Annotated in this window: 13 protein-coding genes; 4 read left to right on the top strand and 9 right to left on the bottom strand. The window is 68.6% G+C overall.

Annotation, left to right across the window (positions count from 1 at the left end):
* Positions 1–12: 12 nt before the first annotated feature.
* The 9 genes from LVJ59_RS12310 to LVJ59_RS12270 form a co-directional block, all read right to left on the bottom strand.
* Positions 13–2,697 (bottom strand): hypothetical protein, encoded by a 2,685-nt coding sequence (locus LVJ59_RS12310; RefSeq protein WP_232763276.1) that lies wholly within the window; start codon positions 2,695–2,697, stop codon positions 13–15.
* 43 nt (positions 2,698–2,740) lie between these two features.
* Positions 2,741–3,997 (bottom strand): CehA/McbA family metallohydrolase, encoded by a 1,257-nt coding sequence (locus LVJ59_RS12305; protein WP_232763275.1) that lies wholly within the window; start codon positions 3,995–3,997, stop codon positions 2,741–2,743.
* The gene (locus LVJ59_RS12300; protein ID WP_134352343.1) at positions 3,997–5,070 is read right to left on the bottom strand and encodes an ABC transporter ATP-binding protein; all 1,074 of its coding nucleotides are present in this window, start codon (positions 5,068–5,070) and stop codon (positions 3,997–3,999) included. Before LVJ59_RS12300 ends, LVJ59_RS12305 begins: the two co-directional genes overlap by 1 nt.
* Positions 5,070–5,924: a carbohydrate ABC transporter permease gene (locus LVJ59_RS12295; protein ID WP_205802363.1), complete on the bottom strand. Its 855-nt coding sequence runs from the start codon at positions 5,922–5,924 to the stop codon at positions 5,070–5,072. Before LVJ59_RS12295 ends, LVJ59_RS12300 begins: the two co-directional genes overlap by 1 nt.
* Positions 5,921–6,865, bottom strand: a complete 945-nt coding sequence (locus LVJ59_RS12290; RefSeq protein WP_232763274.1) for a carbohydrate ABC transporter permease — start codon at positions 6,863–6,865, stop codon at positions 5,921–5,923. The genes LVJ59_RS12295 and LVJ59_RS12290 overlap by 4 nt, the downstream gene beginning before the upstream one ends.
* Before the next feature lie 2 nt (positions 6,866–6,867).
* Positions 6,868–8,277 carry an extracellular solute-binding protein gene (locus LVJ59_RS12285; protein WP_232763273.1) on the bottom strand — a complete coding sequence of 470 codons (1,410 nt, stop codon included), beginning with the start codon at positions 8,275–8,277 and terminating at the stop codon, positions 6,868–6,870.
* Between the two features lie 61 nt (positions 8,278–8,338).
* The gene (locus tag LVJ59_RS12280) at positions 8,339–9,502 is read right to left on the bottom strand and encodes a Gfo/Idh/MocA family protein (protein ID WP_165875472.1); all 1,164 of its coding nucleotides are present in this window, start codon (positions 9,500–9,502) and stop codon (positions 8,339–8,341) included.
* Positions 9,499–10,407 (bottom strand): sugar phosphate isomerase/epimerase, encoded by a 909-nt coding sequence (locus tag LVJ59_RS12275; protein ID WP_232763272.1) that lies wholly within the window; start codon positions 10,405–10,407, stop codon positions 9,499–9,501. The genes LVJ59_RS12280 and LVJ59_RS12275 overlap by 4 nt, the downstream gene beginning before the upstream one ends.
* A gap of 71 nt (positions 10,408–10,478) precedes the next feature.
* A complete protein-coding gene (locus tag LVJ59_RS12270) occupies positions 10,479–11,180 on the bottom strand; it encodes an MgtC/SapB family protein (RefSeq protein ID WP_134352348.1) in 702 nt (233 codons plus the stop codon).
* Between the two features lie 168 nt (positions 11,181–11,348).
* Here LVJ59_RS12270 and LVJ59_RS12265 point away from each other — a divergent pair, with 168 nt between their 5' ends.
* From LVJ59_RS12265 to LVJ59_RS12250, 4 genes are all read left to right on the top strand, one after another.
* Positions 11,349–12,110: a GntR family transcriptional regulator gene (locus tag LVJ59_RS12265; RefSeq protein ID WP_131493363.1), complete on the top strand. Its 762-nt coding sequence runs from the start codon at positions 11,349–11,351 to the stop codon at positions 12,108–12,110.
* Positions 12,111–12,197: 87 nt separating this feature from the next.
* Positions 12,198–12,836 carry a bifunctional 4-hydroxy-2-oxoglutarate aldolase/2-dehydro-3-deoxy-phosphogluconate aldolase gene (locus tag LVJ59_RS12260; protein WP_047520967.1) on the top strand — a complete coding sequence of 213 codons (639 nt, stop codon included), beginning with the start codon at positions 12,198–12,200 and terminating at the stop codon, positions 12,834–12,836.
* 14 nt (positions 12,837–12,850) lie between these two features.
* A complete protein-coding gene (locus tag LVJ59_RS12255; RefSeq protein ID WP_232763271.1) occupies positions 12,851–13,438 on the top strand; it encodes an ankyrin repeat domain-containing protein in 588 nt (195 codons plus the stop codon).
* A 13-nt stretch (positions 13,439–13,451) separates the two neighbouring features.
* Positions 13,452–14,204 (top strand): sulfite exporter TauE/SafE family protein, encoded by a 753-nt coding sequence (locus tag LVJ59_RS12250; protein ID WP_232763270.1) that lies wholly within the window; start codon positions 13,452–13,454, stop codon positions 14,202–14,204.
* Positions 14,205–14,209: the final 5 nt, after the last annotated feature.

Raw genomic sequence — 14,209 nt, 5'->3', positions numbered from 1 at the left:
GCGGTGATCTGCTCAGAGCGATCGTCGGATGCTGAGCATCGCGCCCGCGTCCGTGCGCGCGGAGGACGCGTCGAACGCGGCCTCCTGAACCTCACCGGCCAGGTCGACCCGCGCCCAGGACCCCGGCGCCGAGAACGCCACGTCGCGTGCGTCGGACAGGTAGTTCACGAATCGGAGCTCAGCGGCATCACCGACCCGACGCGCCGATTCCAGCACGACGTCGCCCGAGAGCTCGACCGGGAAGGCTGCCTCGGGCACCGGACCGTCGGTCTCGCCCGAACCCCGGACCACGAGCGGGTCGTGCCGGAAGAGGTCGGCGGCACGCACGGCCGTCACATCATCCGCGCCGACCAGGATCGCCAGGTCCGTGTGCACGGCCACTCCGAGGTACTGCGCACCGGGCACGGGGATCTCGGAACCGGCGGGCTCGTCACGCAACGGATGCACATTGACGCTCATCATGCCGACGGAGCGCGACAGGGTGACCGCGAGGGCATCGGATGCGCCCAGCGTCGACACGAGCTCGTATTCCGACAGCTTCTGCACCAGAACCGCGGTCGAACCCGCCGCGGCGAAGCGGTACGCCGGGTAGGTCGGCAACGGGAACTCACCCCAGCCACCCTCGGCCTCGCGACCACGGACGGTCGTCGCGTACTGCCCGGCACTGCGGGAGGCGTCGAGCTCCGCACCCCCGACGGGGACGAGCACCCGGAGCCGGTGGTCGGAGGCCGTGTTCACGTAGTCGATGCCGACACGCAGGAAGCCCTCCCCCTCGCGCAGTTCGATCGTGGTCTCGGTCACCAGCGGCACGGTCTCACTCGAACGTGTCCGGTCTTCGGTCAGCCCCACCGGCAGGTCGTAGACCCGACGGATGCGGAGGCGTCCGCGCAGCGGCCCCTCCTCGATCACGGCGACGTCAATGGAGGACGCACTCCTCACCGCGGAGGCCGGATCGACCGGGCCGTAGTTGTAGGAGTCGCCGCAGTCGCCGTCATCGACGAGGGCGAGGGCGCCGTCGATCGAGGAGCCGTCCGCCCCGTCGATGCGCACGGTGCCATCGGCGTTCACGGTCGCGGTGAGCGCGGCGTTCGAGAGCGATCCGGTGGTCACTGTGACCGGATCATCGGAAGCCGCCGCCGTCGTCTCGGCCACCGCGGCGAGCGCGAGACCGTCGACGTCCACCGCCAGCAGCGCACGGTGGCGCGCATCGGCGATGGTCTCGACATGCCAGAGGTCGTCGCCGCCGGCATCCGCCGCCACGCGCTCCTCCAGTTCCACGGTGAAAGCCGCCAGGTCCCAGACACCCTCAGGGCTCTCCGCCACCTGGAAGCGGAGCGACTGCTCGCCCCACTCGTACCCGTTGATCTGCTGCCCGAAGAGTTCACGCCCGTGGATGCGGCGGAGGATCTTGGGCAGATCGGCGCTGCGCATCCGCTCGTCGCCGAGCACGGTGGGCAGCGGGTCCAGCAGTTGCACGCCCGCCGGGAGCGCCGCCGCATCCACCCCGTGCAGAGTGACCTCCACCTGCGCACGCCGAGCGAAGCCCGAGGGGTTGAACACGAGGTGCTGCGCAGGCGACACTGCCGCCGACACGTCACGGAGGACGGTGTCGATGACCCCACGGGCGATGTGCCCCGCGGTGTGGATGCGGGTCCCGACCTGCTCAGCCGTCGCGTCGACGCCACAGCCGGTCACGGAGTCGTGCGCCGTGCTCTCCACCAGGCGGTACCAGGCGGTGTCGAAGAAGGAGCGGTGGTCGCGGGATCCGAACATCAGGTCGAGTCGTTCGGCGGCCGTGAGCGCCTGCTCCGAACGGGCCATCTCGCGCTTGAGGTTCGTGCGGATCGAGAACACCCCGGGCAGCAGGTTGCCGCGGGCGTGCGAGCGCATCTCGCCGTGCACCTGCGGAAGAACGGCCAGCGCCGCGGCATCCGTCGCATAGCGCGAGAGGTGCCCGTCGAGGGTCGCGATCGACAGGTGCGGTTCGCGGCCCGTCGCGTCGTAGTCCCGGATGACCTCGGCGAGGTCTTCGGGAGGTGCGGAGTGATCGGTGCCCAGCATGGCGAGCACCGGGTCGTCGCCGTACCAGGACGCAGTGCGGGCTGCGTAGTCGGGGGCGAGCGCGGGGAGCTGACCCGGCAGAGCGAACATGTCGAGCCCGTTGCCGTAGCCGTCGAAGAGGTACTCGCAGCGCACGGCATCGCCGTTCGGGGCGACCCATGCGAACGCGTGCTCAGCGACGTCAGCGGGCACACCCCGCCAGAGCGCGCTGTGACGGATTCCGAACCCGGCCAGGATCTGCGGCATCTGCGCCGCATGGCCGAACATGTCCGGGAGGTAGCCGACCGGCATGGTGCGGCCCAGACGCGCGCTCGCGGCGCGACCGAGCTCGAGGTTGCGGATGATGGTCTCGCCGTCGCAGCCGAACTCGTCGAGCAGGATGAGGAACGGGCCCACACTCAGCTGCTCCCGCTGCACCAGAGCCATGACCCGGTCCCGCATCTCCGGACGCATCTCGAGGTAGTCCTCGATCGCCGCGGCCTGTCCGTCGAGCGTGAACCGGTACTCCGGCTCGGCCTCCAGGATCCCGATCAGCCGGTCGAGCATGTGCACCAGGCGCAGGCGGAAGACATCGTGCGGCTCATACCATTCGCGGTCCCAGTGGGTGTGGGGGACGACGACGATCTCACTGGTCACGGGCGGGGACTCCTGATTCTCTGCGGAAGATGCGTGCGGCCGGTCAGGCGCACAGGGCGGCGATGCTGCGGTCGGGATGCAGCAGGTAGTAGGGGCCGGCGGCCCGATCGGCGGTGAAAGAGGCGAGGTCTCCGTGCACCGAGCGACGCTCACCGGCACCGTCGACGAGGATCAGACCGTCGGCGTCGACGGCGAGCAGTTCGTCATCGACGCGCAGGAGGACCGGGGCGGTGAAGAGGTCGGGTGCGCTGAGCCCGTCCCGCACGGTGACCCCGCCCATGATCGCGGTCCTCCCCGCAGCGACTCCGGCGAGGATCGCCTCGGACGAGGCGTCTTCCGCGGCGACCCAGGTGGTCGGCGTACCGGGCCCGATGCCCTGGCTCTGCATGTGGAAGTCGGCACCGCCGAGGAGGACGGCGTCCTTGCCCCAGCGCTCGTGGAACGCGAGCGGCGAGGTGGCGATGAGCTCGCGGTACCACGTCGAATGCCAGAGCTCGATGGCACGCGGCAGGCGCGAGAGCGGGTGCAGCCACGAGCAGTCCCCCGAGATCGGGTGGTTCACGCTCAGGACGCCGCCACGGCGCTCGACCTCGTCGACCCATTCCTGCGCGGGGCGGCGGAAGTCGATCCAGCCGATGTCCCCGAAGGCGTTCGCATGACCACGGTGCGTGGTCACCTCCTGGCCGGGCAGCAGCGTGATCGCGTGCTGCTCCCCGATACCGGGGAGATGCGCGTGGTGGCTCGTGGTGTTGTGGTCGGTGACGGCCAGGAAGTCGAGTCCGGCGCTCACCCCGAGTGCCGCCAGGCCGGAGATGCTCTCGCGGCCGTCCGAATGGAGGGTGTGCGCGTGGAAGTCGCCGGCGAACCACCGCAGACCTGCGGAGGCGGGGAGGTTCCTCGAGCTTCCGCGGGGCACCCCCGCCACGGGGGCGACGACCGGGCCGTGGTCGATCGTCGATTCCGCGGGCAGGAGGATCTCGACGATGACGTCGGCGCCACCGGCGCTCAGTCGGTGCACCCCGAGGACCACGTTCCACTCGCCCTCTTCCGGGCGCCCGGGAAGGTACCCCGGGGTGGCGTCGTCCGTGCGGATCACATACGTGGTCCGCGCGCCGCCGGACCATCCGCGCCACCCTGCCGCCCCCTCGCAGCCGAGGTCGATCACGGCCGCCTCGGTGTCGTAGGAGATGCGCACCTCGAGCGAATCCGTGCCCGAGGGCACGTCGAACGGCACCCGCACGTAGCGATCGGCGTTCTGGATGTCGTGCGTGAGATGGAGGGTGGTGCGGACGGTGCCCATCAGCCGATCCGCTCGGTGCTCTCGGCGTCGAACAGCAGCGCGCGGTTGAGCTGCGGGACGATCCAGCCGCGGTCGCCCGCGGCGGGTTCGTGTTCCTCGGGAACGACGACCTGGAGCTTGTGCTCCCCCGCGCTCACGAGCACGAGGCTCGTCGCACCGAGGGTTTCGGTCACGACGACCTCCGCCGCGATTCCGTCCGCGACGGGTTCGGCCGACCAGCGCAGGTACTCGGGACGGATGCCCCAGCTCACGGTCTGCCCATCCCGCACCGCCGCGGCGGCTTCCGGCGGGACCGGGACATCCGCGTCGCCGATGCGGACATGACCGGCCGCGACCGTCGTCTCGAGGAGGTTCATCGGCACGGAGCCGATGAACCCGGCGACGAAGGTGTTGTTCGGACGGTGGAAGATCTCCCGCGGCGAGCCGATCTGCTGGAGCTTCCCCGCCTTCATGACGGCGATCCGATCCGCGAGAGCGAGAGCCTCCGCCTGGTCGTGCGTCACGAACACGGTGGTGACACCGAGGTCGCGCTGCAATTCCTTAAGGAAGGTCCGCGCCTCGAGCCGCAGCCGCGCATCGAGGTTCGACAGCGGCTCGTCCAACAGCAGTACATCGGGCCGGGTCGCCACGGCGCGAGCGAGGGCCACGCGCTGCTGCTGGCCACCGGAGAGCTGACCGGGTCGGCGCTCGATCAGGCCGTTGAGCGACAGACCGTTCGCGACGGATTCCGCCGTGGTGCGACGCTCCCCCTTGCCCACTCGGCGGATCCGCAGCGGGTAGGCGATGTTGTCGCCGACGTCCATGTGCGGGAACAGCGCGTAGTCCTGGAACACCATCGCCACGCCGCGCTCACCCGGCTCGGCGTTGGTGACGTCCTTCTCGCCGATCGTGAGCTTTCCGGAGGTGATGCTCTCCAGGCCCGCGATCGACCTCAGCAGCGTGGTCTTCCCACACCCGGAAGGACCGAGCAGCGCGAAGAACTCGCCGTCCGCGATCTCGACGTCGACGCTGTCGACGCCGCGCACCCCGCCGGGGTACTCCTTGACGAGTTCGGTTGCAATGATGGCGGCCATCAGGACTTGATCCCTCCGTGGAAGCGGAAACCGTAGCGACGGTTCACAAAGAAGTAGATGAGAAGGACGGGCACCGAGAACACCAGCGAGAACGCCGAGATCAGTCGGAGATCGGCCTGGCCGCTCTCGGTGTAGAAGGTGTACATGAGCACGGCGGCCGGCTGCATGTCGGGCGTGCGAAGAAGCAGGAACGGCACGAGGAAATTGCCCCACACCTGCACGATCGTCCAGATCGCGATGAACGCGAGGCCCGGACGGGCGATCGGCACCACGACGTCCTTGAGGATGCGGAAGGGACCCGCACCGTAGAGCCGTGCCGATTCCTCGTACGACTTCGGGATGGAATCCATGAAGTCCTTGAGGATGAAGATGACCGTCGGGAGGATCCCGCCGGCCAGCACGAGGATGACGCCGACGTGGGTGTTGATCAGCTGCAGCTGATTGATGAGCTGGAAGGTCGGGACCATCGCGGCCGTCCCCGTCACGATGGACGACAGGAGCAGCAGCCCGTAGAGGATGCCGTCGCGCCCCGGGATGCTGATCCGGCTCATCGCGTACGAGGCCAGGGCTCCGAGCACGATCACGAGCGCCATGGTCCCGATGCCGAGGATCAAGGAGTTGAGGATCGACTTCAGGGCGTACGGGTTCTCCGCCAGGCGGGCGAAGTTGTCGAGCGTCCAGTCCGGCCACGACACCGTCAGCGACGGCGTCGCGTCGAACGGAGCCAGGACCAGCCACACCATCGGCAGCGCGAAGAACAGGGACACGAGCACGATCACGATCGTGAAGAGGATCCGCGACACGAAATGGGTCACCGACCGGTCGCGCACGACGGTCTTGATGGTGGTCATCATGAGCGCACCTTCTTCTTCGAGCTCTTCCCTCGCGAGACGCGCGTGTACATCAGCGCGATCACGAGGTTGATGAGGAGCATGATCAACGAGATCGCCGCTCCGAGTCCCAGCTGCCCGCCGGGGATGGCGGTCTGGTAGATGTACACCGACAGGATGTCGGTCTGACCGTTCGGCCCGCCCGCGGTGAGCAGGTAGGGGGTGAAGGTGTTGAAGGTCCACAGCGTGATCAGCAACGTGTTGGTCAGCAAGTGCCCCTTGATGTTGGGGAGGATCACATCACGCAGCTGCTGCCACGTGTTGGCCCCGACCATGCGGGCGCTCTCGAGCTGTGACGGCGGGACGGCGCTGATCGCCGAGGAGAACAACTGCATCGAGAACGCCGTTCCGACCCAGATGTTGAAGATGATGATGCACTCCATCGGATGCTCGATGAGCCAGGCCGCCCCCTCTGTCCCGAGAAGGGAGTTCAGAGTGCCCGTGCGCCGGTCGAGGAGCGCGAGCCAGAGGAAAGAGGCGACCGATGCGGGGATCACCCAGGCCGCGAGGACGAGCGTCTCGACGAAGGTCTTGACGCCGGCCCGCACGTGGCGCAGCATCCAGGCGAGCGCGAAGCCGAGGACGGTCTGCCCGATGATCCCCGACACCAGCACGAACACCAGCGTCAGCCACAGCGAGTTCCAGAACCGCGGGTCGTTGAGCGCCGTGGAGAAGTTCTCGAGTCCGACGAACTCCGGGTTGGCGGCGGCGAAGCCGGTGAGCCGGTAGTTGGTCATCCCGAGGTAGACGGTCCAGAGCGCCGGGAAGAGGAGGAACAGGCCGATCAGGAGCAGACCGGGCGCCGCGAACAGGGTCGCCCTCGCCCGGCCGAGACCGGCGACATCCTCCGCGCGGCGCCGGCGGGGAGCGGTGACGCTCCCCGCCGGCATCGTTGCTTGCGTCATGGTCACTCGGAGATCGCGTCCGGGCCCACGACGCCTTCGAGACCACGGACGTAGGTCTTCAGGGCGTCATCGACCGACGTCCCGGTGGCGACGTCGAGCGTGGCCTGCTGGAGCAGCACGGACACCTGCGGGTAGGCGGCCAGGCCGGGACGGTAGGCGGTGATCGGCAGGACCTCTTCGCTGACGAACGTCAACATGGGGTCGGACGACAGGAGCTTCTCGTTCACGTCGTTGCGCGGGGAGATCGAGAGCGTGCCGGCGGCACGCGCCTCGTAGGCTTCCGGCGAGTTCATGAAGGCGAGCAGCTCCCAGGCGAGCGCTGCGTGCTTCGAGTTGGGGTTGAGTACGCGCCCGGTACCCCCGGACATCGAGACGTAGTCCTGATCGTTGATGCCGTCGCCCGGCTCGATCGCCGGGATCTTGGCGTACCCGACGGTGGTGTCGCGATCGGCCATCGGCGCCGTGCCCACACCCTCCGCGGGGTTGATCACGGAACGCCAGAAGTAGTCGCCTTCGAGGAGGATGCCGATCTTGCCCTCGGCGAAGAGCTGGAACGAGGTGTCGCGTCCCGACGCCTCCTGCTGGAGGACCGGGTCACCCAGCCCCTCGTCGACGTAGATCGTCTCGTACAGGTCGAGCGTCTTCTCCATGCCGTCGGTGGCACCGATCCACTTGCCGTCCTCGTACACCTGCTCTCCGGTCCCGACCAGCATCGGAAGCAGACCCTGCATCGTCGTCGCCTCGCCCATCGCCGTACCGGCGTTCAGCTGGATCGGGGTGACGCCGTCGAGGTCCTTGAGGTCGCGCGCCGCGTCGAGGATGTCGTCCCAGCTCTCCGGAGCCCAGTCCTCATCGAGCCCCGCCTGGGCGAAGAGGTCCTTGTTGTAGTACAGCACACGACCGTCGGCGCCCTGCGGGACGCCATAGCGGTCGCCGTCGAACGAGAGGGCGTTCTGCACGGCGTCGGGGATCTGCGCCCAGCCGTCCCAGTCGTCGACCGCCTCACCGCCGACGTCGGAGAGCGGCTTGATGTATCCGGCCTCGGCGAACTCGCCGACCCAGATGCCGTCCATCCCGATGATGTCGGCACCCTTGCCGGACTGCAGATCGAGGGCGATCTTGGTCTTGTAGTCCTCATCATCGACGCCCTGCGGCTGGAACTCGACGGTGACGTCTTTGCCTTCCGCGTCCATGGCCTTCTCGAACTCGGGGATGACCCAGTCCGCGATCCAGTCCGCTTCGGCACTGTTCTTGCCGCCGGTGATGGAGTTGGTGGTGAGGGTGAGGGTGACCGGCCCGGATTCGTCCTCGGTCTCCGGCTCCGATCCTCCGGAGCAGCCAGCCAGGACGACCGCACCGACAGTGGTGAGGGCGAACGCCGCAAGCAGGCGGCGCTTTCCGTACGTGACCATTTCTGACCTTTCTGTATCGCTGAACGCCGAGCGGATGCGCTCGGTCGCGGATGTGGGTGAACTACTGCGCGGCTTCGACGCCCGGGTCGAGCGTGACGCCCTTCGAGAGCGCGAGCGCGCGGATCATCCGCTGCCCGACCCGCACGTCGGCCATCGATTCCTCGACGCTCGCCCCGTCGGGACGCTCGCCGCGGACCAGTGCCGCCAGCGCGAACAGTTCGTTCTCGAAAGCCTCTTGCTGCATCCACCGCGACTCGCTCACGCGGATGCCGAGCTCCGGGTGACTCTCCGTCACGCGGAGGACGGTGGGGAGATTGGTCACGTACGGAACACCGAAGAGCAGTTCGACGGTTCCGGTCTCGTGATGGAAGGTGACGGTCTCCTGGTAATCGGGGTAACCGTCGATGTAGTGCCAATCGAGGGTCCACGGGGTCTCGTCACGAGCGAGCGTGCCCCGCAGGTGCACCGATCCCGGCATCTTCGGACCCCAGTGCTGGGCGAAGTCGACATCGCCCAGACCGCCGACGAGCATACGGAGCAGTCCGACGTCGTGGACGATGGAACCCAGCACGACGTTCGTGTAGAGCGTGCGCAGGTCGGTCGGGAGGTCGGCGCCGACGGCCGAGTCCACGATCGTCCCCGTCGCTGCGATCAGCGGGGCGAGGACTTCCGCGGAGACGTCGTGGGTGCGCGCCGCGAGGCGGGCGTACTCCAGTTGCGAGCCGTCCAGCGGGTGCATCACCTGCACGCTGATCGCACGCAGGTCGACGTCGGCGAGGAGGCGCTTCGCGTGCTGCGACGCGAGGTCGTACTCCTTCATGTAGCCGACGCGCACCCAGTCACGCAGGTCGATCCCGGCGTCCACGGCGTAGGCGGCAAGGGCGTCGAGCTCGGCGATCGAGTAGGCGAGGGGCTTCTCGGCGAGCACACGGATGCCTGCCTTCACGAGCCGCAGCGTGTCGCCGGCGTGGGAGCCGGTGGTGGCGAGGATGGCGGCGTCGATCGCGAGCACGCCGTCGTCCTTCGCGGCGACGAGGGCATCGACCGACGAGAACCGACGGTCCGCGGCGACGCCGTAGCGGGCTCCCATGTCGGCGGTGCGCTCGGCGGAGAGATCGACGAGTGCGGCGATCTCGAAGCCCTCCGCGTTCCTGCGCAGCATCGGCAGGTGCACGCTCTGGCTGATCGCCCCCAACCCGATGACGGCGACGCGGGTGACGCTCACGCGAACCACGCCCGCAAGGCGTCACGGTTGGCGACCTGTTCGGCCTTGGCCCGCTCGACCTCAGTGGTCGAGCGCGGCACGACGTCCTGCTCGACGATGAGCCAGCCGCTGTATCCGCTGTCGATGATCTCTTCCACGAGCTCGGTGACGGCGAGATCCCCCTGCCCCAGCGGGACGAAGACGCGCTTCTCCCAGACCGAGCGCATCGGGTCATCGGCCTGCAACGCCTCGTGCAGGATCCGCGTGCGCGCGTCCTTGAGGTGCAGGTGATTGATGCGGTCACGCCACCGGCGGAAGTCGGGCAGCGGGTCACCGCCCCCGATGAGGAGGTGACCGGAGTCGAAGGTGAGACCGACGTCGGTCGATGCCAGCAGCGCGTCGACCTCTTCGGGCGTCTCGACATACGTGCACGCGTGGTGGTGGAAGGTCGGTTCGAGCCCGCGATCGCGGACACGCGCCGTCGCGATGTTGACGCGATCGGCGAACCGCGCCCAGTCGTCCCCACGGAGCGTGAGTTCGGGAGCGCCACCAGGACGCGCCTTGCGTGCCGCGCTGCCCGAGTCGGCGAGCGTGGGCAGAGGAGCAAGGGTCGGTCCGGTCGCCGCCGCAGCGACGAACACGTCGAGGATGTCATCGAGGTCCGCCATCGCGCGGGCGAAGTCGTCGTCGGCACCGGCGAACGGAAGATCCACCCATCCGCCCGCGAGTTCGAGGCCGTGGCGCCGCAGGCGATCCGTCAGCTCCGCGCCTCGTCCGAGAAGTCCGACCGGTCCGAGATCGATGCCCTGGTAGCCGGCCTCGCTGATCCAGCGCGCAAGTTCCTCGCCTTCGGGAAGTGCGACGAGGTCCGGGCGTGCGAGCTCGAAGACCCCGTAGCTCACCGGCGCATTCGCGATACGGATCACTCGATTTCCTTTCTCCATTGAACGGTCGGACCGAAGCCCAGTGAAAATGTTAGCAGGTAATTACATATGCATCAATCATCATCGGAGGTCCCCTGGACGGCGACCGAACGCACGCCATCGAGCCGCGCGATCGCGTCGATCAGGTCCGAGCGTTTGTCGGGAGAGGCCTCGACGAACTCGAGGGTCGCGCGCATGTCGGAATCGCCGTGGATCCGGGCCGCTCCGAGAAGGGTGCCCGGCAGACCACGGCGCTCGGCGGCCGCGAGCGCCTCACGGAGAGCACCCCGATCGGCCTCGTACTGGACGGTGACCCGTAGCCTCTCGGGTTCCGGGCGCAGACGATCGCGCACGCGGGAGAGCGGACCGACGGTGAGCAGATGCAGCCCGGTGCCGGCGATCGCCAGGAGAGGCATGTTGGCACCGCAGGCCATGCCGATCGCCGCCACGACCCAGATGGTCGCCGCCGACGTCAGCCCCGACACGGCATTGTTGCGCACGAAGATCACGCCGGCCCCGAGGAACCCGATCCCGGACACGACCTGCGCCGCGATGCGGGAGGGGTCGACGGCCACGTCAGGCCCGAGGACCCCCTCGAATCCGTACGCCGAGATCAGAGTGAAGATGGCGGAACCGATCCCGACGAGGACGTGGGTGCGCAGCCCCGCGCTCTTGAGCTTCCGGGAGCGCTCGACACCGACCGCCACCGAGAGCACGAAGGCCAAGGCGAGGAGACCGAGCTCCACGAACAGGTGCGGATCCCACACGTAGCTCACGCCGACTCCTTCATGTCAGCACAATAGCACTTTAAGCATCCTCAGGACTTTTCGCTGCTCAGCGCCGCCCCTCGCCACGCATCGCCGCTCGAAGTGCCCGGAAAATCGGGTCTGGGGTGGATCGTATGATTGTCGCTACAATATGACTCCCACAGAAAGCGGAGGACCATGGCCGATCTCGTCACCCCGTGGCCGAACGATCTCTTCGCGGACATCGACCGCACGGGTCCGGTCCCGCTCTACTTCCAGGTCTCCACGCGCCTGCAGAGCGCGATCCAATCCGGAGCGATCCCCGCCGGCGCCCGCCTCGAGAACGAGGTATCGATCGCCGAGCAGCTGGGCCTCTCCCGACCCACCATCCGACGAGCGATCCAGGAACTCGTGGACAAGGGACTCCTCGTGCGCCGACGGGGCATCGGCACCCAGGTCGTGCAGGGTTCCGTCACCCGCCAGGTCGAACTCACCAGTCTCTTCGAAGACCTGCAGAGCGCCCACCACGAACCGGGCACGCAGGTGCTGACGCACGAGGTGATCCCGGCTTCGGAGGAAGTGGCGACGGCGCTCGCCCTGCCCCCCGGTGCGGAGGTCCTCCACCTGCGACGCCGACGGAGCACCGACGGCGTTCCCGTCGCCGTTCTCGAGAACTACCTCCCTCGCGAGTTCGCGGACATCTCCGCCGAACAACTCGAGTCCCGAGGTCTCTATCAGGCGCTCCGCGCCCGAGGCATCGCCATCCGGGTCGCCAAGCAGAAGATCGGCGCACGCCGCGCAGAGGCCGATGAACCAGAACTGCTGGAGATCGAGGCGGGCGGTCCGCTGCTGACCATGGAGCGCATCTCGTTCGACCAGTCAGGCGCTGCGATCGAGCTCGGCCACCACTGCTACCGCCCCGACCTGTACCGCTTCGAGACCACGCTCGTCGCGAAGTAGTCCGGCGCATACGTCCGTCTTCCGGCCGAGTTGTCATTACAGGGGACGCCCGGGAGAATGGAAGGATCCCCCACCGCAAGGAGCCTCATGTCCGACCGCCTCGACCGCGCCCGCAGCACCGGCATCCTCGCCGTCCTCCGCGCCCCCTCCCCTGAGCTGGCCCTGGAGGCGTCCGAAGCGATCATCCGCGGTGGCGTGACCGGCATCGAAGTCACCTTCTCGACACCCGATGCGCCGGCGGTGATCCGCGAACTGGTCGCGCGTCACGGCGACGCCGCGTACATCGGTGCCGGCACGGTGACCACCGCGGCTCAGGCCACTCAGGCCGCTGATGCGGGCGCGGAGTTCCTCGTCAGCCCCGGCACCCTCCCCCATCTCACCCGGTCGATGCTCGACACCGACCGCGTCGTGATGACCGGCGCGATGACCCCCACCGAGGTCATGGGCGCGCTGGAACTGGGCGTCGACGTCGTCAAGATCTTCCCCGCGTCGCTGGGCGGCCCGTCGTACCTCGGCGCGTTGCGGGGCCCGTTCCCCACTGCGCCCCTGATGCCGACCGGCGGCGTGAATCCGGACAATCTCGCTGCGTGGTTCGCGGCCGGCGCTGTCGCCGTCGGTGCGGGCGGAGACCTCGCGAACGGCGCATCGATCGCCGCAGCCGACTGGTCCGACATCGAGCAGCGCGCCGCACGCTTCACCACCGCACTCTCCGCCGCGCGGGGCTGATCGCACCACACACGATGACCGACGCCACCACTGATCTGCTCGCCTCCGCCGCGGCCGGCGATGCGGATGCCGTGCGGGCGGCACTCGCCGCCGGTGCGGACATCGAGGCGCGAGGAGCCGGCGGGATGACTGCCCTGATCGCGGCCACCAAGGGCAACAGGGTCGAGGCGGCGCGGGCGCTCATCGACGCCGGCGCCGACGTGAACGCGAAGGACGACATCCAGGATTCCGCGTACCTGTATGCGGGCGCGCGCGGTCACGATGAGATCCTGCTGCTGACCCTCGAGAACGGCGCCGACCTGACGAGCACGAATCGCTTCGGTGGTACCGCACTGATCCCGGCGTCCGAACGCGGGCTGCTCGCGACCGTCGAGATCCTCCTCGAGGCGGGCGTGGATCCCGACCACGTCAACAACCTGAACTGGACGGCCCTGCACGAGGCGATCGTGCTCGGCGACGGTTCCTCCGCCTACGTGGAGGTGGTGCGGGCGCTCCTCGACGGCGGTGCCGATGCGCACATCCCCGACGGCGACGGTGTGCTGCCGGTCGAACTGGCACGGAGCCGCGGCTACGACGCGATCGTCGCCGAGCTCGAACGGTGATCGGGCGGCAACGGTGATCGCGCTCGACCCCTGGGCGTGGGCCGCACTCGCCGTGGCCGCGGTGACGATCGGCATCTCCAAGACGGCTCTCCCGGGCGGCAGCATCCTGGCGATCGCGCTGTTCGCGGCCGTCCTGCCCGCACGCACCTCCACGGCCGCGATGCTGCTCCTGCTGATGGTCGGCGACGTGTTCGCGTTGATCGCCTACCGCCGCCACGCCCATTGGCCGACGCTGCTGCGCCTCGCACCGGCCGTCGTCCTCGGGCTCCTTGCCGGATTCGCGTTCCTCGCGCTCGCCGGCGACGGCATCGTCCGCCGGGCGATCGGCGTGATCCTGCTGCTGATGATCGGCGTGACCCTCTGGCGGCGATGGCGGCAGGACCGTGCGCACGCAGCGGTCCCGCCCTCCTCCGGCGGCATCGTGCTCGCCGGTGCCTACGGCACGCTCGGTGGCTTCACCACGATGGTCGCCAACGCCGGCGGCGCCGTGATGTCGATGTACTTCCTGGCCACCCGGACTCCGGTGCAGGTCTTCCTCGGCACCTCCGCCTGGTTCTTCGCGATCATCAACGTGCTCAAGGTGCCGTTCCTCGCCGGTCTCGGCTTGTTCCCCACTCCGGTGCTGCTGATGGATGCCGCCCTCGCGCCGCTCGTGGTGATCGGCGCGCTCCTCGGCCTGCGCGTCGCGCGACGCCTGAACCAGCGCGTGTTCGACCGCCTCGTGATCATCCTCACGATCCTCGGCGCGGCCTACCTCCTGATCTGACCCGG

The sequence above is a fragment of the Microbacterium sp. KKR3/1 genome (genome assembly GCF_021272365.1).
Taxonomy (GTDB): Bacteria; Actinomycetota; Actinomycetes; order Actinomycetales; family Microbacteriaceae; genus Microbacterium; species Microbacterium aurugineum.
This window is presented reverse-complemented; position numbering and strand designations above follow the sequence as displayed.

Coding starts and splice junctions, on each gene's coding strand:
- LVJ59_RS12305 (WP_232763275.1), bottom strand. CDS start 3,997: ATGGGCACCGTCCGCACCACCCTCCATCTCACGCACGACATCCAGAAC.
- LVJ59_RS12300 (WP_134352343.1), bottom strand. CDS start 5,070: ATGGCCGCCATCATTGCAACCGAACTCGTCAAGGAGTACCCCGGCGGG.
- LVJ59_RS12295 (WP_205802363.1), bottom strand. CDS start 5,924: ATGATGACCACCATCAAGACCGTCGTGCGCGACCGGTCGGTGACCCAT.
- LVJ59_RS12290 (WP_232763274.1), bottom strand. CDS start 6,865: ATGACGCAAGCAACGATGCCGGCGGGGAGCGTCACCGCTCCCCGCCGG.
- LVJ59_RS12285 (WP_232763273.1), bottom strand. CDS start 8,277: ATGGTCACGTACGGAAAGCGCCGCCTGCTTGCGGCGTTCGCCCTCACC.
- LVJ59_RS12265 (WP_131493363.1), top strand. CDS start 11,349: ATGGCCGATCTCGTCACCCCGTGGCCGAACGATCTCTTCGCGGACATC.
- LVJ59_RS12260 (WP_047520967.1), top strand. CDS start 12,198: ATGTCCGACCGCCTCGACCGCGCCCGCAGCACCGGCATCCTCGCCGTC.
- LVJ59_RS12255 (WP_232763271.1), top strand. CDS start 12,851: ATGACCGACGCCACCACTGATCTGCTCGCCTCCGCCGCGGCCGGCGAT.